Below are 17,685 nucleotides of genomic sequence, written 5' to 3' on the forward strand. Positions count from 1 at the left end.
GGTTCAAGAAACTGTTTACTGCTGCCCGCGTTGGTAGCGGTTGACGGCGCGGTTGTGCTCCTCCAGCGAGGCACTGAAATGGCTGGTGCCGTCGCCCTTGGCCACAAAGTAGAGCGCGCGCGTGGCCTGCGGCTGCACGGCGGCCAGCAGCGAAGCCTTGCCGGGCATGGCGATGGGAGTGGGCGGCAAGCCGGGGCGGGTGTAGGTGTTCCAGGGGGTGTCGGTCTGCAGGTCGCGCTTGCGCAGGTTGCCGTCAAACTTTTCGCCCAGGCCATAGATCACCGTGGGGTCGGTCTGCAGCAACATGCCCACCCGCAGGCGGTTGACGAACACGCCTGCAATCTGGCCCCGGTCGCTGGCCTTGCCAGTTTCCTTTTCGACAATGCTGGCCAGCGTCAGCGCCTCGTCCGCCGACTTGAGCGGGGTGTCGGCCGCGCGCTGAGCCCAGGCCGCCTCCAGATGGCGGTCCATGGCGTGCATAGCCCGGCGCAGCAAGGCGATGTCGCTGGAGCCTTTGGCGTAGGTGTAGGTGTCCGGGAAGAACCGCCCCTCGGGCGCCACGCCGGGGCGGCCCAGCTGGGCCATCAGCACCTCGTCGGTCAAGGCGGCAGCATCGTGTTTGATCTGCTCCTCCTTGGCCAGCGCCTGGCGCACCTGGCGCCAGTTCCAGCCTTCGACCAGGGTGAGTGCGCGCAAGGCCTCTTCGCCCCGGGCCAGCTTTTGCAGCAAGCTGATGGGCGTGGTGCCGGGCGGGATTTCGTAGTTGCCCGCCTTGATGGCGCGGTCTTGCCCCGAGACACGGAACCAGGCGTAGAGCAGGCGCGCGTCCGTCTTCACCCCGGCCGCCACCACATCGCGGGCCACGCCGCGCGGCGTGGTGCCGGGCTCGATGGCCAGCTCCAGCGGCTCGGGGCCCACGTCGAGCGGCTGGTGCAGCCACCAATACGCAGCGCCGCCCAGTGCGATCCCCACCAACACGATCAAAGCCAGTAAACGTCGCACAACCCTGCTACCAATATGTATGAATCAGGGCATCATAATTCAGCGATGACCTACCCCTTGAATGGCATAGCCCCCTTGTCCCACCTCGGCGTGATTCGCGTGGAAGGCGAAGACGCCGCCAAGTTTCTGCACGGCCAGCTCACCCAGGATTTCGCCCTGCTCGGCATGGACCAGGCCCGCCTCGCGGCCTTCTTGTCGGCCAAGGGCCGCATGCAGGCCAGCTTCATCGGCTTCAAGCGCAGCGCCAGCGAGGTGCTGCTGGTCTGCAGCCGCGACCTGCTGCCCGCCACGCTCAAACGCCTGTCGATGTTTGTGCTGCGCGCCAAGGCCAAGCTGACCGATGCCACCGCCGACATCGCCCTCTATGGCGTTGCCGGAGACGCTATCAACTCCGTAGCTGGCAGCGCCCAGCCCGCCTGGACCAAGGCCGATGTGGGTGCCGCCACCGTGGTGCACCTGTACCCCGCCGATGGCACCCCGCGCGCCCTCTGGTTAGCCCCCGCCACAGAGCCCGCGCCCGCAGGCCCTGCGCTGGATGCCACGCTGTGGCTCTGGAGCGAAGTCATCAGCGGTGTCGCCACGCTGACCACGCCGGTGGTCGAAGCCTTTGTGCCCCAGATGCTCAACTACGAATCGGTGGGCGGCGTGAACTTCAAGAAGGGCTGCTACCCCGGCCAGGAAGTGGTGGCGCGCAGCCAGTTCCGTGGCACGCTCAAGCGCCGCGCCTACATTGCCCATGCAGCAGCCGAGGTGGCGGTGGGCGCCGAGGTGTTCAGCACCAGCGACCTCGAACAACCCTGCGGCACCGTGGTGCAGGTGGCCGCTGCGCCGGGCGGCGGGTTTGACAGCATCGTGTCGCTACAGATCAGCGCCGCCCAAGAGGGCTCTCTGCAAGTGGGCGCAGAAGGCGGCGTGGCGCTGTCGCTGCTGCCCCTGCCCTACCCGCTGCTGGACGATATTTGAGCCAAATCGGGCACAGGCGCTAGTCCAACATGCCCGAGTAGCTCTCCTTTTAATAGCAAACCATCAAAGCTTGCGGGCCATGGCGATGTGCGCAATGCCTGCCTCTTCGTACGGCTCGCCCACCACCGTGAACCCCGCGCGGCGGTAAAAGCCCTCGGCGCTGCGCTGAGCGTGTAATTGCACTTCGGCATCGCCCCGGGCACGCGCCGCGTCCACCAGCGCATCCAGCAATTGGCGGCCCCACTGCGCACCGCGCACCGACCGGTCCACCGCCATGCGGCCGATGCGGCCCACGCCGGGTGCGTGCTGCAGCAGGCGGCCCGCAGCGACCGGCATGCCCAGCCGGTTGTACAGCACAGCGTGGCGCGCCGAAATGTCGTGCCTATCGGCCTCGACCTCGGCCGGAATGCCCTGCTCGTGCACAAACACATCGGTGCGCACGCGGCCGGCATCGCGGCCCAGGGTGTTCCAATCGCCGGTGCGCACCTCGGCCATCTCAGCGCCCGCTTCAAAACCTTCAAAGATCGCACGCAGTGCGGGCGGCACCGGACGCGAGGTCTGCGTGGCCGGGTCGGCAAACACATAGACCAGCTCGGCAGAGATCAGCAGGCGGTCACCACAGAAAATGCCCGCCGTGAACAGGCACGACGAATTGCCGATGCGCGCGCACTTCAGGCCCACGTCCAGCGTGTCGTCGAGCCGCGCAGAGGCGTGGTACTCCACCGTGGCCTTCTTCACATACATCTCGCCGCCCAGCGCCAGCATGCTCGCCTCGTACGGCAGCGCCAGCGCGCGCCAGTACTCGGACATGGCGGTATCCACGTACATGAGGTAGTGCGCGTTGAACACGATCTTTTGCATGTCCACCTCGGCCCAGCGCACGCGCAGGCGGTGGAAACAACGGAAATCACTGCTTTGCATGGGTTCGTTTACTCCAGATGAAAAGCCAGCCGCAGCGCGCGGGCTGCGTCGGCATGGGCCTTGCGCGCTTCGGGGATGGCGCGGCCCATCTTGATGAATTCGTGGGTCACGCCCCGGTAGATGTCCAGGTCCACCGGCACGCCCGCCAGGCGCAGCTTGTCGGCATAGTCAACGCCTTCGTCCACCAGCGGGTCGCATTCGGCCAGGCCGATCCACGCGGGCGCCACGCCCTCCACGTCCGGCGCCAGCAGCGGCGCAAAACGCCAGTCCTCGCGCTCCTCGCGTGTGGTCACGTAGTGGCCAAAGAACCAACTGATGGCGGGCTCCTCCAGCACCAGGCCACGTGCAAAGGTGGCGTGCGAAGGAGTGTCCTGGTGCGCCGCGCAGCCGGGGTAGATCAACAGCTGCAGCGCCAGCGGCAGGCCCGCATCGCGCGCCAGAATGGCGTTGACCGCGGCCAGCGTGCCCCCCGCGCTGTCGCCCCCCACGGCCAGGCGCTGCGGGTCGGCACCCAGGCGCTCGGCGTTGGCAGCCAGCCACTGCAGCGCATCCCACGCATCGTTGCTGGCCGTGGGAAAGCGGTGCTCCGGCGCCAGCCGGTAGTCCAGCGACACCACCATGCAACCGGCCAGACGCGCCAGCTCGCGGCACAGGATGTCGTGCGTGGCGATGTTGCCAATGGTGAAGCCGCCGCCGTGGGTGTACAGCAGCACGGGCAAGCCCTTGTCGGTGCTGGGCGCGTACAGCCGTGCGGGCAGCATGGCACCGTCGCGGGCGGGGATCTGCAGGTCTTCCACCCGCGCCAGCGCGGCCTTGGGCACCTCCAGCACGTCGGCGCCCGCCTGGTAGGCGATGCGTGCCTCCTGCGGCGTGCGTGTGTGCAGCGGCGGGTGCCCGGCGCGGGCCATGCGTTCGAGCACGCTGCGCATCTGGGGGGTCAGGCGGGTGTGATGGATGTGCAGGTCGATCAACGGTCGGGGTCTCGGCAGAAAAGACAACGGCCCGCAAGGCGGCGGGCCGATCAGGGGTGGGTTACTTGAAGCTCAGTCGCACGGGTGCCGCGCCGGGCAAGCCGTCGTAGGTGGCCGTCACCGACAAGCCAGCCTTGGGCGGCAGCAATGCGGAGAACGAGCCCAGGCTGATCAGGTCGCCCGGCTGCATGGCCAGGCCTTCCTGCGCGAGCGCACCGGCCAGCCACACCACCGCGTTGAGCGGGTGGTCCAGGATGTCGCTGCCTTTGCCGCCACCCAGGCGCGCACCCGCGCCATCGGTCAGCGACACGTTCATGTCGGCCAGGGCCTGGAGCATGGCAAAACGCTCGCCCCGGTACGCCGGCACGGCAATCGGGGCACCCGCCACACCCAGGCGCGCGCCCACGTTGATGGCGGTCACGCCCGCGCCGTTGAGCTTGGGCGGCGCCTGCACCATCAGGTCGGGCAGCTCGATGAAGGGGATGATCTGGTCCACGGCGTCCAGCACGTCCATGGGGGTCTTGGCCTGGTTGATGGCGGCGCTTTTCACGCGCACCAGCATGTCGGCCTCGTACAGGGGGCGGGCACCGAAGGCTGCATCCACCGTGGCGCCACTGGGCAGCACCATGCCCTCGTAGAGCTTGCCCCACACGGGCTTGTCGGTGTTGAAGCGCTTTTGCACGGCGGGGTTGGTCAGGCCCGCCTTGTAGCCAATCACCTTGCCCATGCGCTGGGCCAGCAAGGCGTTGACCTTGCCGCGTGTGCAGGCGCCGTCGGCGTCCGTCAGGTTCTCGGGGTTGGCTGCCGGGGTCTTGGCCACATAGTTGGCCACCAGGTCGGCGGCCTGCGCGTCCGTGAGGCACTGGGCCTGGGCGCTTGTTGTCACAGATGCGACGGCCACCAGGGCCGCCATCAGGGTTTGCTTCGTTTTCAAGGCTGTCTCCTCCTTATAAAGTGGGCTCAGAACCTTTTCAAAGGCTGGCGAGCTATCGTAATCGCTGGCACCCCCATTCACACACCTTGTTGCACCATGGCTTTCATCTACTACGTCACCCAGATCCAGTTTGAATTCGGCGCCGTCCAGCTGCTGAAGCAGGAATGCGACCGCGTGGGCATCACCCGCCCTCTGATCGTGACGGACCCCGGCGTGAAGGCCGCCGGCGTGCTGCAAAAGGCGCTGGACGCGCTGCCCGGCATGACGGTGGCCGTGTTTGATCAGACCCCCTCCAACCCCACGGAGGCCGCCGTGCGCGCCGCCGTGGACATGTACAAGGCCCAGGGCTGCGACGGGCTGATCGCCGTGGGCGGGGGCTCCGCCATCGACTGCGCCAAGGGCATCGCGATTGCGGCCACGCACGAGGGGCCGCTGACGTACTACGCCACCATCGAAGGCGGCTCGCCCCGCATCACCGACCGCGCCGCGCCGCTGATCGCCGTGCCCACCACCAGCGGCACGGGCAGCGAGGTGGCGCGCGGCGCGATCATCATCGTGGACGACCACCGCAAGCTCGGCTTCCACTCATGGAACCTGGTGCCCAAGACCGCCATCTGCGACCCCGAACTCACCCTCGGCCTGCCCCCCATGCTCACAGCAGCCACGGGCATGGACGCGATTGCGCACTGCATGGAAACCTTCATGTCCGCCGCGTTCAACCCGCCCGCTGACGGCATTGCGCTGGACGGCCTCACGCGCGGCTGGGCGAACATCGAGCAGGCCACCAAAAACGGCAGCGACCGCGATGCACGCCTGCACATGATGAGCGCCAGCATGCAGGGCGCCATGGCCTTCCAGAAGGGCCTGGGCGCCGTGCACTCGCTCAGCCACAGCCTGGGCGGCGTGAACCCGCGCCTGCACCACGGCACGCTCAACGCCATGTTCCTGCCCGCCGTGGTGCGCTTCAATGCGCAGGCGGAATCGGTGCAGAAGGAAAAGCGCCTGGAACGCATGGCCCACGCCATGGGCCTGGCCAGCGCAGGCGATATTCCCGAAGCCATCCGCGACATGAACGCCCGCCTGAGCCTGCCCACCGGCCTGGCCGCGATGGGCGTGAACGAGGCGATGTTCGACGACATCATCAAGGGCGCGATGGCCGACCACTGCCACAAGACCAACCCGCGCATCGCCACACCCGAGGAATACCGCGACATGCTGGCCCAGTCGCTCTGAACCCAGCCGCCTCACCCTTGGGCCAACTGCCGCGCACCTGGGCGCGGGGGCACATGGCGGGGAGCCAGCGCGTGCCCGGGCACTTGTCAGGCGCGCATTGCGCGTGCGGGCAGCTCCGCAGTTTTACAAAACGTCACACATCAGCAACACCGCGCCGGTAGCGCGATGCAAAACCACGCTCACAACTTCTCACAAGATAGACTCGCCGCTGTCAACAATTAATTAACCATTCATTACCACTGGGGTTGTGGGGGAGGACCACCGTCAATGCGCACCGGAAATCTCACCACCTGGCTTCTGCGGGGCACCTACCCCCGGCTGTATGTGCCCATCGTGGCGATCATCCTGCTGGTCACCGGGGTGCGTTACCACTACCTGCTGGCCGCGGAAACCGACGAAGCCCTGCAGCAAGGCTCTACCGAACTGCGGCGCGCCAGCGATCCTTTGCAGCTGCGCCTGGCCGCCGTGCCCGCGCCCGATGCCGACACCGTGACCCGTATCCTGACCGAGGGGTTGGCGCAGGCGGCGCCAGCGGTGGCGTCCATCAAATGGCAGGCCGCCGACCAGCCCGCCATTGAGGTCACCGCCCTTCCCTACCCCGCCAATGCTCCGAAATGGTTTACCGATTGGCTGGACCTCTCCGCCCCTGTGCAGCAGTCCGGCCTCGCGCTGGCAGACGGCACATCGGGCCGACTGACGGTGACGGCCCACCCGCAGCCCCTGGCGGACCAGGTGTGGGCCACGGTGCTGGTACAGGCGCGCATCTCGGCGCTCAACATCTTCACCATCTTCTTTCTGCTGACGCTGCTGCTGCGGGCCAATGCCCGCATGCTGCAGCGCCTGGCCCAGGCCACCGACGCGTTTCGCCAAGGCTATCTGAGCACCCGCATGGAAGTCACCGGCACGCTGGAGTCCCGCGCCATGGCCGAGACCTTCAACGACATGGCGGGCAAGGTGCAGTCCTTGGTGCTGTCCTTGCACGAAACGCAGCGCCAGCAAAGCGAGCAACTGCACTTCACCCGCCAGTTGATCGATGCCTTGCCCCTGCCCGTGTTTGTGCGCCATGCCGACGGCACCTACCTGGACGCCAACCGCGCATGGCAGCGCCTGTTCCAGTCGCAGCCAGGTGCTGACGGCGCTACAGGGGCCAGCCTGCCGGCCGAACTGGCCCCGGAACGGTCGGCCCGGATCGCCAGCGCGCACGACAACGAGATCCGCATCCGCCCGCCCCACCAGCCCCCGCTGGACATGGCCTATTTCGAAGCGCCCTTCACCAGCACCAACGGCGAACTGGCTGGCACCATCGGCACGCTGGTGGACGTGACCGAGCGCAAGCGCGCCCAGGAAGCCCTGCGCGCTGAAAAGGAACGTGCCGAGGTCACCCTCGCCTCCATCGGCGACGGGGTCATCACCACCGACCCGGGCGGGCGCATCGAGACCATCAACGAGGCCGCACAGCTCATGACCGGGTTCACGGCCGACCAGGCGCTGGGCCGGCAGCTGGACGACGTGTTCCGTCTTTACGAAGAGCCCGCCAGCCGCACCGCCAGCGCGGCCGCCGAACGCGACACCCAGCCGGGTGGGCTGCAGCAGGCCACCTACGAGGTGCTGATCCACCGCTCTGGCGAGCGCTATGCCATCGAGTACACGGCAGCCGCCATCCGCGAAGGAAGCGGCCACGCGGCGGGCTGCGTGCTGGTATTCCGCGACGTGACCGAAACACGCAACCTGCGCCACCAGATCTCGTGGCACGCCCGCCACGACGCGCTCACCGGTCTGTACAACCGTGCGGCCCTGGCCGAAAAGCTCACACACGCCCTGTTTGTGGCCCGCAACAAGCAGCTGCTGCTGGCGGTGTGCATGCTGGACCTGGACCACTTCCAGGCCGTGAACGACACCTTTGGCCAGCGCGTGGGCGACCGTCTGCTCAAGGAAGTGGCGCGGCGCCTGGGCGCATTCATCACGGCCCACGAAGCCGTGGCCCGCATGGGCGGCGACGAGTTTGTGCTGCTGCTGGGCGAACAGCCCGATGTGCCCGCCATCGAGGCGCGCCTGGCCGTGCTGATGCAGCAACTGGCCGCGCCCTATGCGATTGACGACCGCCTGGTGAACATCACCGTCAGCATTGGCGTGGCCGTGTTTCCGCAAGACGACGCCAACCCCGACACCCTGCTGCGCCATGCCGACCAGGCCATGTGCCAGGCCAAGAGCTTCGGGCGCAACCAGCTGCACGTGTTCGACGTGCAACACGACCACGCCGTGCAGACCCAGCACACCCGCCAGACCCGGGTGGCCCGCGCACTGCACGCGGGCGAGCTGGTGCTGCACTACCAGCCCAAGGTCAACCTGCGCACGGGCGAGATCATCGGGCTCGAAGCCCTGCTGCGCTGGCAACACCCGCAAGAGGGGCTGCTGGGCCCGCAGCATGTGCTGCCGCTGGTGGAGGACACGGACCTGCAGGTCGAGCTGGGCGAATGGGTGCTGCGCCAGGCCCTGGCGCAGATGCGGGTGTGGAGCGATGCGGGCATGGGATGGGAGGTCAGCGTCAACATCGCGGCGCCTCACTTCCACCGGCCCAACTTTGTACAGCGGCTCAAGGACATCCTGCACACCTGCCCCGAGGTGTCTCCCTCGCGGCTGGAGCTGGAGATCCTGGAATCCGCCGCGCTCGAAGACATGCAATACATGCGCCGCATGATGCAAAGCTGCCAGGCCCTGGGCGTGCGTTTTGCGCTGGACGACTTCGGCACCGGCTTTTCGTCCCTGTCCTACCTCAAGCGCCTGCCCGCCGAGACGATCAAGATCGACCAGTCCTTCGTGCGCGGCATTCTGGAGGACGGCGACGACCTTACCCTCGTCAAAGCCATCGTGGCGCTGGCGGCTGCGTTCCACCGCCATGTGGTGGCCGAAGGCGTCGAAACCGCCGAGCACTGCGCCAAGCTGCTAGAGCTGGGTTGCGAACGCGCACAAGGTTATGGCATTGCCCGACCCATGCCCGCGGCCGACGTGCTGCCTTGGGCCCGGGACCACGCTGCACGCCATGCTGCCCGGGCGGTGCAAGAGGCGGCACGTCGCCCTGCTTCGACCTAAGAACCTGTTCAAAGTCATTTTGGAGATTGCATTGAAGTGCAATCGGGATGAGTGGATGTCTCGGGTGCGCCGCATGGGCTCGTGCCCATGCAAGCAGCCGGGGCGTTCAATCGCCCGATTTCACTCCAACCCTGCGGGCAAGTGCCTTGCCGGGCGGTCTGCCGCGTTGCGGCGCTTGCCGATAGCACGGGCTATCGGCGGCGCACCGCGCCTTGCATCCCATCCCGGCAAGGTACTTGTGCAACTCTAAAAAGACTTTGAACAGGTTCTGAGAGCCTGCGGCCAGCGCAGGAGACCCAATGGGCCCCAGAGGCGCGTCCGCCCTGGCAACCTACAACGGCTGCACCGCGCCCATGTCCGGCCGCTCCAGCCATTCGCACCACTCATCCACCAGCTGCTGGCTGGCGCGCGTGGCCGTCAGCCACGCCTGGGCCCGGGCACGGCTGTCCGTGCCGTAGTGGGTGAAGTCGTTGCGGTCGGGCAGCTTGGCGTTGGGCAATCGGCGCACCCAGTCCGGGTCGGGCGACAGCACCACCATGTTGTCGAGCGCCGACGTGGCCTTGTGGCGCCACTTCAGCCCCTTGTCCAGCCAGCCCGGCACCACGCGGTGCTGGAAGTGGGGGTAGAGCACGAGGCCGCCAGCACCCGCGCGCAGCGGCTCGGCCGCAGTTTTTGAGCCTTTTTCGCTGGGAGCGCTAGTGCTTATTGCCTGAGCAGCTATCAATTCAGAAGCACCGACATTCGGCAAACCATAGGCAAGATGCAGGTGGTAGTCGGTGATGCCGCCGTCCCAGTAAGCGCCCCGCGGGGCGCCCGGGATGTTGTGCACGGCCTGCAAGACAAACGGGATCGAGCAGCTGGCCTGCAGCGCCTGCATGAAATTGTCTGAGTTCAGCCCCACCTGCCGGGTGCGGTAGTCGGTCGTGGCAAAAGGCAGTGCCGCACCCGATGAGGAAAACACCACCCGCTCCAGCCAGGCCCCCATCGCCTTGCGGTGCACGGTGTTGGTCACAAACGCCCCCAGATACCCCAGCGGCGTGCCCAGCGCATGCTCCCGCCCCAGCACATGGCGGCCCCGGGACGTGACGATGTGCAGGCGGTAGCGGGGGTGGCTGAGCACTTCCTGCACCCGCCCGCCGTAGAAGGCCTCCAGGTTCTGGCCGAACCGCTCGCTCACATGGGCGGCCGTGGGGCGCTTTTTGCCGGGTGGCAGCTCGTAGTCCTGGTGGATGTAGTCATGCTCCAGCCGCTCAAAAGCCGCCACCGATTGCTGCAGGCAGGCCGTGGCCATGCGCCAGGCGCCAATCGAGGCTCCCACCAGGTGCACGGGCTGATCGGAGCGCGGCAGCCACTCCCCAAAAATGAACCGGTCCATCGGCCCCAGGATCAGTCCCTTGGGACCGCCAGCCGCTGCCGGGATTACGCTCACGTCAGCGGGCCGCAGGCCCTGTTGTTCCAGGTGTTGGCGGGCGCGGGGGCCAGCATGGATGCGCAGTGCTTTCATGGCGCTGATTGTCGCAAAGCGGCTGGGGCAGCACCGTCAATCCGTAGACCTTACTCAACAGCGCCTTCCCCGGCAACCGCCTGACCCGCAACCGGGCAACTAGACGATGAAATCCGCCGCCGCATCCGGTCGGGCGGTCCAGTCGATGGGGTCTTGCTGCAGCACCATGTCGATGTCGAGCCCCAGGGCCAGCCCCACTTCGCCAGGGAAGGACACGGCCAGCTCTTTTTCGTTCAGCTCCGCCTCGCGGGCGCGGGCGCGCCAGGCAGCCAGGTGGATGACGCCCGCCAGGGGTTCGTAGACCTTGTTGTCAAACGGTGCGTGTTGGTGCTGCAGGGCGTCAATCACCACCTCGGGCAGTTGCCAGCGGCGCGCGCAGCCCGCAGTGACCTGGCCGTAGCTGTAGCCAAAGATGCGTTGCTCGATCTTGTCGCGGCGCAGGTCAAACGGGGCTACCAGGGTGTTGACCGACTGGGCCTTCTCGGGGTCCGCCAGATGGATCACCAGCTCGCCCAGGGCATGCAGCAAACCGGCGGTATAGGCCGCGATCTGGTTGTGGTGGACGATGCCAGCGAGCGACCGCGCGAGCTTGGCCGTGTTGAGGCTGTAGCGCCAGAACTGCTGCATGTTCACCCCGGGCACCGAGCGCGACGTGGTGCCCAGCGGCGCCGACGTGACCAACGTGCGCAGCTGTGCGGTGCCCAGCAGCGCCAGCGCCTCGGGGATGCCCGCGATCTGCCCGGGCAGCTGGAAGGTGGGGGAATTGGCCAGTTCCAGCAAACGCGCCGCAAGGGCCGGATCGGTGCCAAACAACTGGTTCAGGCGCCGCAAGCTGGGTTCGTTCTGGGCCAGCTCGCTCATCAGCAGCGCCACGGCGCGCGGAAGGCTGGGCAGTGCCACAGGTTGGGCCAGCAGTGCGTTCAACTCCATGGGGTACGGCGCCGGTGGTTGGTTCAGGTGCTGGCGATTATGGGCCCCTGCACGGCCAAAAAACCACCGGCGGCACAGCCGGCTGCGTCAGCGGCCTTTAGCCTGTTGCAACTTCGCAAATGCGGACGCCATGGCCGACTGCTGCACAGGCTCGGGCCCACGGCGCTGGGGTTGCGCGTAGCCACGGCCTGCGCCCTCAAAGCGGTTGTCACGGGGTGCGCCCCGGTCGCCGCCCTGGCGCGGTGGCGCGGCATCCAGCTTCATCGACAGGCCGATGCGCTTGCGCTCCACGTCCACCTCCATGACCTTGACCTTGACGATGTCGCCGGTCTTGACCACCTCGCGCGCATCGTTCACGAACTTGTGCGCCAGCTGGCTCACATGCACCAGGCCGTCCTGGTGCACGCCCAGGTCGATGAAGGCGCCAAACTGGGCCACGTTGCTCACCGTGCCCTCCAGGATCATGCCTTCCTTGAGGTCCTTGATGTCTTCCACGCCGTCGTTGAAGCGCGCCACCTTGAAGTCGGGGCGCGGGTCGCGGCCGGGCTTCTCCAGCTCGGCCAGGATGTCCTTGACAGTGATCACACCAAACTTCTCGTTGGCAAACAGCTCGGGCTTGAGGGTCTTGAGCATGTCGGCACGGCCCATGATCTCGGCCACCGGCTTGCCAGTCTTTTCCATGATCTGCTCGACCACCGGGTAGGTCTCGGGGTGAACACCCGTCATGTCCAGCGGGTTGTCACCACCGCGAATGCGCAAGAAGCCCGCGCTCTGCTCAAAGGTCTTGGCACCGAGCCCGGCCACATCCATGAGCTGCTTGCGGCTCTTGAACGCGCCATTGGCCTCGCGCCAGCGCACCACGGCCTTGGCCACACTGCCCGACAGGCCCGACACGCGGCTGAGCAGCGGCACGCTGGCCGTGTTCAGGTCTACACCCACCGAGTTCACACAGTCCTCCACCACCGTGCCCAAGGTGCGGGCCAGCTCGCTCTGGTTCACGTCGTGCTGGTACTGGCCCACGCCGATGCTCTTGGGGTCGATCTTCACCAGCTCGGCCAGCGGGTCTTGCAGGCGGCGGGCGATGGAGGCCGCACCGCGCAGGCTCACGTCCACATCGGGCATCTCTTGCGACGCATATTCGCTGGCGGAATACACCGAAGCCCCCGCCTCGCTCACCACCACCTTCTCGATGGCGCGTTCGGCCTTGGCGGCCATCTTGATGAGGTCAGCAGCCAGCTTGTCGGTCTCGCGGCTGGCTGTGCCGTTGCCAATGGCGATCAGGTTCACGCCGTGTTTTTCCACCAGCTTGGCCAGGGTGAACAACGAGCCATCCCAGTCACGCTTGGGCTCGTGCGGGTACACGGTGGCCGTCTCCACCAGCTTGCCCGTGGCGTCCACCACGGCCACCTTCACGCCGGTACGGATGCCTGGGTCCAGCCCCATCACCACGCGCGGGCCGGCCGGTGCGGCCAGCAGCAGGTCGCGCAGGTTGTCGGCAAACACCTTGATGGCGACCTTCTCGGCCTCGTCTCGCAGGCGGGCGAACAGGTCGCGCTCGGTCGAGAGGCTGAGCTTCACGCGCCAGGTCCAGGCCACGCACTTGCGGATCAGGTCATCGGCCTTGCGGCCCTGGTGGCTCCAGCCCAGGTGCAGGGCGATCTTGCCTTCGGCGATGCTGGGCTTGCCGGGTTCGGGCTCCACCGGCAATACCAGCTTGGCTTCCAGAATTTCGAGTCCGCGCCCGCGAAACACAGCCAGCGCGCGGTGCGAGGGCACGCGGCCGATGGGTTCGTCGTAGTCGAAGTAGTCGCGGAACTTGGAGACCTCGGGGTCGTTCTCGTTCTTGCTGTCCACCTTCTTGCTGCGCAGCAGGCCTTCGGCCCACAGCCACTCACGCAGGTTCTGCACCAGCGCCGGGTCTTCGGCCCAGCGCTCGCTGAGGATGTCGCGCACACCATCCAGCACAGCGGGCACGGTGGAGAAATCGGCACCGGGCTTGCCGTCATCCAGCACTTCGGGTGGCTTGGTGAACGCCGCAGCTTCGACGGCGGGGTCCAGTGTGGGGTCGGCAAATAGCTTGTCGGCCAGCGGTTCGATGCCGAACTCGCGCGCGATCTGGCCCTTGGTGCGGCGCTTTTGCTTGAACGGCAGGTAGATGTCTTCCAGCTCCTGCTTGGTCGGGGCGACCGCAATGGCGGCACGCAGTGCATCGGTGAGCTTGCCCTGCTCGTCAATCGCCTTGAGCACGGCCACGCGGCGGTCTTCCAGCTCGCGCAGATAGGACAGGCGCGCCTCCAGTTCGCGCAGCTGAATGTCGTCCAGCCCGCCCGTCACTTCCTTGCGATAGCGCGCAATGAAGGGCACCGTGGCACCGCCATCCAGCAGCTCCACCGCTGCGCGCACCTGTTGTTCACTGACTTTGATTTCTGCGGCCAACTGCCGAACGATCTGCTGCATGGGTGGGGCGGACTCTCTGAGACTCGGTCAAACAAAAAAGCGAAGCGCGCGAGTTTGCCACAGGCGGTTTTGGCAGCCCTCAGTCCGCTCGGCGGATTGTTCCCAATACTGGAACAGTTAGTTTGCGACTGGATAGTTTTTCCCTGAACACCATCGGCGTACAGTTCATCCCATCGATGAGCCGAACCCGCAAGGCGACTCACCGAACCCGGTTCAGGAATGGTTTTTGACCCGGCTTTTTTGAGACGCTTTTTAAGTTTTTTTAAGGATTTTCATCATGAACAAGACCGCCCGTTTCCTCTCCGTCGCCGCTGTTGCTGCTTTCGCCGCTTTTGGCGCCCATGCCGATGAAGCCGATGGCTCGCAATTTGCCCTGAAGTTCGACACGAACCGCACCCGCGCTGAAGTGCAAGCCGAAGCTGTAGTGGAAGCCAAGACCCACAACATGGAACCCGCAGGCTCGCGTGTGGTGACCTACCAATCCACCGCTGACCGCGCTGCCGTGCGTGCACAGGCTGCTGAAGCCGTGCGTACCGGCCAGATCCCTTCGGGCGAATTCAGCGCCATGTAATTTGGCAGACCAACTGCTGAGATTGGTTTGAAGCAGTTGCGGGACTTCCCATGGTGGTGGCACTTCGCGCGGTGCGGGCGCTGCTGCCATGGGGAGTGTTAACTGAACCGCAGGGGCGGGCAGGCAAAAAGGGCTCCCTCTGGGAGCCCTTTTTGTTGTTGGGCCGCATGGACTTGCGGGTGGCCACACGCTCGGCACGGTCAGCCCTTCATAGAATGAAGGACTGTTCGCACGCCGCTTCATGTCCCTCCCACCTTTCCCCATCCGTACCGAATGCCCCCCTGGCACCTGCGTGTGCGACCGGGAGGCGTTGCTGCAAGCACCGGGGGGAGATCTGCGCATCCTGATGCTCACGCGCAGCGAAGAAAAGAAGATGCTGGAGCGCCTGGAGAACCTGGGCAGTCTTGCCGACCTGCGCAGGATGCAGGAGCGCATGGAGCAGCAACTGGGCATCCGCCTGTCCATCACCCAAAGCCCGAACGAGGTGCGCAGCCTGCGGGGCATTGCGATCCTGGTGCACGAACAGCCGGGCCTGTGCCGTAAGACACGGCAGGCCATCCCGGCTGCCATCAAGAAAAGCATGGACACCCATCCCCAGATCACGTTTGACCTGCTGGACGAGAGCGGGCTGTTTGGCAGCTCGTAGCGCAACCTACCCCACCGTACCGCACCAAACCGCACCACCGCAGCGCATGCAAGACGATCTTTTTGGCGACACGCTGCCCAAGCCCCCGTCGGCAGACGTGCCGGCCAACGGGCCATCCGCTCCATCCCCCACGCAAGGCGCTGAGTCCACTGCACGGCGTACCCGGTCCAGCACAGTCGCTCCGATCGTTCCCGACGATGCGCTGACGGCCCTCGCCGCCGCCCTGCCCCGCCAGTTGCGCCTGGGCACTTCGTCATGGACCTACCCTGGCTGGAAAGGCCTGGTGTGGGAGGGCGAGCATTCCGACACGCAGCTGTCGAAACAGGGGCTGGCCGTGTACGCCCAGCACCCGCTGATGCGCACGGTGAGCATCGACCGCAGCTTCTACCGACCGCTCACGGTGAGCCAGTACGAGCGCTATGCGTCGCAAGTGCCCGACGACTTCCGGTTTGTGGTCAAGGCGCCCAGCGTGGTGACGGATGCACTGGTGCGCAGCGAAGACGGACGCGGCCGCCAGCCCAACCCGGCGTTCCTCAGCCCCGAGCTGGCCCGCAGCGAATGTGTGGAGCCAGCGCTCCAGGGCCTGGGTCACAAGCTGGGTGCGCTGGTATTCCAGCTCAGCCCCCTGCCGCTGGCGCAGCTGGATCGCATGCCCGCATTGCTGGATCGTCTGCGTGCCATGCTGCTGGCCCTGCCCCCGTTGGCCCCCCTGGCGCCTGACGGCGTGATTGCCGTGGAGGTGCGCGACCCCGAGTGGCTGACGCCCGACTTTGCTGCCGTGCTGCGCGAAGCGGGCGCCACCTATTGCCTGGGGCTGCATGCCAAGATGCCGCCGCTCCACGACCAACTGCCCATGCTGCGTGCTCTGTGGCCGGGCCCGCTGGTGTGCCGCTGGAACCTGAACCCTGTGCACGGCCCCTACGGCTATGAAGAGGCCGAGCGGATGTACGAACCCTACGACCGCCTGCACCACCCGGACCTGGACACCCGGGCGGCACTGGCCGCAGTGATCGCAGGCATCACAGGCCGTGGACAGAACGCCTTCGTGACCATCAGCAACCATGCCGAAGGCTGTGCGCCGCTCACGGTGCGGGGTGTGGCAGAAGAATTCGCTCGGCTGGCGGCCAGGTAAAACCCGACCCACCCCGTTTTATTGCTCCGGCGCCTGCTCGATGCGGTTGCGGCCGCCTTGCTTGGCACGGTACATCGCGCGGTCCGCGCGGCGTACCAGCTCTTCGGCCAACTGCTCGCGCTGTGGCGCCATGGTGGCCACGCCGAAGCTCACCGTCACGATGCCCCACGGCGCACCCTCGTGCGGCAAGGCCAGCGCCTGGATGGCTTGCTGGATGTTCTGGGCCATCTCCAGGGCGACCCGGGCATCGGCGCCGGGCAGCAGCACCACAAACTCCTCGCCGCCAAAGCGCGCTACCAGGTCGCCATCGCGCCGTCCCCCGGTCTGTGCCAGCGTCAGGGCCAGGGATTTCAGGCAGGCATCGCCCGCCAGATGGCCGTAGTGGTCATTGAAGTGCTTGAACACATCCACGTCCAGCATGATCAGCGACAGTGGTCCGTGGGCCCGTTGTGCGCGAGCCCATTCATGGGCCAAGGTCTGGTCAAAATGGCGGCGGTTGGCGATACCGGTCAGGCCGTCGGTGTTGCTGAGCAGCTGCAGCTGGTTGTTGGCCTGGGCCAGTGCCTGGGTGCGCTCATCCACCAACGTCTGCAGCTCCTGGTTGCGCTGCTGCAGGCGGCTGACGGGGTACACCTCGCCGTCTCGGGCCAGTCCATACGGGATGGAGATGCTGCTGTGCGCAATCTTCCAGTCATCGCCCTCCTGCCGGAAGACGAGCACCAAGCGGGCGGTCTCGCTGGCAAACAGCGGGTCGGGGTTGGGCAGGTGGATGTGGAAAAACGCGGTCACGGCCAGCACATCGGCGCCCAGTTCCTGCGGGAACAGGTCCAGCACCTCGATGCCGATGCGCCCGGGCACCTGCGCAAAGTCGGTCTGCGTGATGTCCACCCATTCGCTGCGGGTTTTGATGAGCTTGTCGCTGCTGCCCGCAAAGCCGCTGAAGTTCTCACTGAAGCGATCCACAAGCCGGGCATCGCGCCCGGCATACATCTCGATGTACTCGTCGAACAGCATTCGGATGAGCCGTTGGCGTTCTGGTGACATGGGACGGTTCCTTGGCGGGGACGGAAGGTGCTGGGCAACGGCCTGAAACGCTTTGCAAAGGCGCTGCGCCCGCGGCAGCTAACGCTTCGAACAAATGTAACACCTGCAACACTGGCCTTGCCAGCGCCGCTTACCACGTTTATGTGCGCTGCCAGACAGTACGCGTCCCTTGCAGCAAGCAGACTCTGCCACTGTCAAATCACTGTTCAGATGCCTTGGCGGGCCCGCCAACCGCTTGACCTGGTGAGGCAGGCACACCGGAGCGGCGTCGGTGTTGTGGCTCACAC

The 17,685-nt window shown here is 66.4% G+C and carries 14 protein-coding genes; 6 read left to right on the plus strand and 8 right to left on the minus strand.

The annotated features are described in order from the left end of the window. Positions 1–15 precede the first annotated feature (15 nt). Positions 16–1,002 (minus strand): endolytic transglycosylase MltG, encoded by a 987-nt coding sequence (gene mltG, locus CLU87_RS10530; protein ID WP_304529003.1) that lies wholly within the window; start codon positions 1,000–1,002, stop codon positions 16–18. Positions 1,003–1,047: 45 nt separating this feature from the next. Between mltG and CLU87_RS10535 the strand changes: the two genes are divergently transcribed. Further along, positions 1,048–1,965 carry a folate-binding protein YgfZ gene (locus tag CLU87_RS10535; RefSeq protein ID WP_056744427.1) on the plus strand — a complete coding sequence of 306 codons (918 nt, stop codon included), beginning with the start codon at positions 1,048–1,050 and terminating at the stop codon, positions 1,963–1,965. Positions 1,966–2,028: 63 nt separating this feature from the next. On the opposite strand, the gene CLU87_RS10540 is transcribed toward CLU87_RS10535, so the two are convergent. The 3 genes from CLU87_RS10540 to CLU87_RS10550 all read right to left on the minus strand — a co-directional run bounded on the left by CLU87_RS10540 (position 2,029) and on the right by CLU87_RS10550 (position 4,791). Next, positions 2,029–2,886: a YbgC/FadM family acyl-CoA thioesterase gene (locus CLU87_RS10540; RefSeq protein WP_056744425.1), complete on the minus strand. Its 858-nt coding sequence runs from the start codon at positions 2,884–2,886 to the stop codon at positions 2,029–2,031. An 8-nt stretch (positions 2,887–2,894) separates the two neighbouring features. Beyond that, positions 2,895–3,815 carry an alpha/beta hydrolase gene (locus tag CLU87_RS10545; protein ID WP_199737540.1) on the minus strand — a complete coding sequence of 307 codons (921 nt, stop codon included), beginning with the start codon at positions 3,813–3,815 and terminating at the stop codon, positions 2,895–2,897. A 103-nt stretch (positions 3,816–3,918) separates the two neighbouring features. Further along, on the minus strand, positions 3,919–4,791 hold the full coding sequence (locus tag CLU87_RS10550; protein WP_099730427.1) for a 2-keto-4-pentenoate hydratase: 873 nt from the start codon (positions 4,789–4,791) through the stop codon (positions 3,919–3,921). 96 nt (positions 4,792–4,887) lie between these two features. Between CLU87_RS10550 and CLU87_RS10555 the strand changes: the two genes are divergently transcribed. Beyond that, on the plus strand, positions 4,888–6,024 hold the full coding sequence (locus tag CLU87_RS10555) for an iron-containing alcohol dehydrogenase (protein ID WP_099730428.1): 1,137 nt from the start codon (positions 4,888–4,890) through the stop codon (positions 6,022–6,024). 267 nt (positions 6,025–6,291) lie between these two features. Beyond that, positions 6,292–9,114 carry an EAL domain-containing protein gene (locus CLU87_RS10560; protein WP_099730429.1) on the plus strand — a complete coding sequence of 941 codons (2,823 nt, stop codon included), beginning with the start codon at positions 6,292–6,294 and terminating at the stop codon, positions 9,112–9,114. A gap of 331 nt (positions 9,115–9,445) precedes the next feature. Here the strand turns inward: CLU87_RS10560 and CLU87_RS10570 are convergent, their stop codons facing one another. The 3 genes from CLU87_RS10570 to CLU87_RS10580 form a co-directional block, all read right to left on the minus strand. Next, on the minus strand, positions 9,446–10,618 hold the full coding sequence (locus tag CLU87_RS10570; protein ID WP_056745124.1) for a patatin-like phospholipase family protein: 1,173 nt from the start codon (positions 10,616–10,618) through the stop codon (positions 9,446–9,448). Between the two features lie 99 nt (positions 10,619–10,717). After that, positions 10,718–11,548, minus strand: a complete 831-nt coding sequence (locus tag CLU87_RS10575; RefSeq protein WP_056063447.1) for an HDOD domain-containing protein — start codon at positions 11,546–11,548, stop codon at positions 10,718–10,720. An 87-nt stretch (positions 11,549–11,635) separates the two neighbouring features. After that, the gene (locus CLU87_RS10580; protein WP_099730430.1) at positions 11,636–14,005 is read right to left on the minus strand and encodes a Tex family protein; all 2,370 of its coding nucleotides are present in this window, start codon (positions 14,003–14,005) and stop codon (positions 11,636–11,638) included. Positions 14,006–14,282: 277 nt separating this feature from the next. Here CLU87_RS10580 and CLU87_RS10585 point away from each other — a divergent pair, with 277 nt between their 5' ends. The 3 genes from CLU87_RS10585 (at position 14,283) to CLU87_RS10595 (ending at position 16,354) form a co-directional block, all read left to right on the plus strand. Beyond that, the gene (locus tag CLU87_RS10585) at positions 14,283–14,576 is read left to right on the plus strand and encodes a DUF4148 domain-containing protein (protein ID WP_056746958.1); all 294 of its coding nucleotides are present in this window, start codon (positions 14,283–14,285) and stop codon (positions 14,574–14,576) included. 241 nt (positions 14,577–14,817) lie between these two features. Continuing rightward, positions 14,818–15,222, plus strand: coding sequence for a hypothetical protein (locus tag CLU87_RS10590; protein WP_056063453.1), 405 nt, complete (start codon positions 14,818–14,820; stop codon positions 15,220–15,222). A gap of 46 nt (positions 15,223–15,268) precedes the next feature. After that, the gene (locus CLU87_RS10595) at positions 15,269–16,354 is read left to right on the plus strand and encodes a DUF72 domain-containing protein (protein WP_099730431.1); all 1,086 of its coding nucleotides are present in this window, start codon (positions 15,269–15,271) and stop codon (positions 16,352–16,354) included. 18 nt (positions 16,355–16,372) lie between these two features. Here the strand turns inward: CLU87_RS10595 and CLU87_RS10600 are convergent, their stop codons facing one another. Then, a complete protein-coding gene (locus tag CLU87_RS10600; RefSeq protein ID WP_099730432.1) occupies positions 16,373–17,398 on the minus strand; it encodes a diguanylate cyclase in 1,026 nt (341 codons plus the stop codon). Positions 17,399–17,685: the final 287 nt, after the last annotated feature.

The organism is Acidovorax sp. 59 (assembly GCF_002754175.1).
Classification (GTDB): Bacteria; Pseudomonadota; Gammaproteobacteria; order Burkholderiales; family Burkholderiaceae_C; genus Acidovorax; species Acidovorax delafieldii.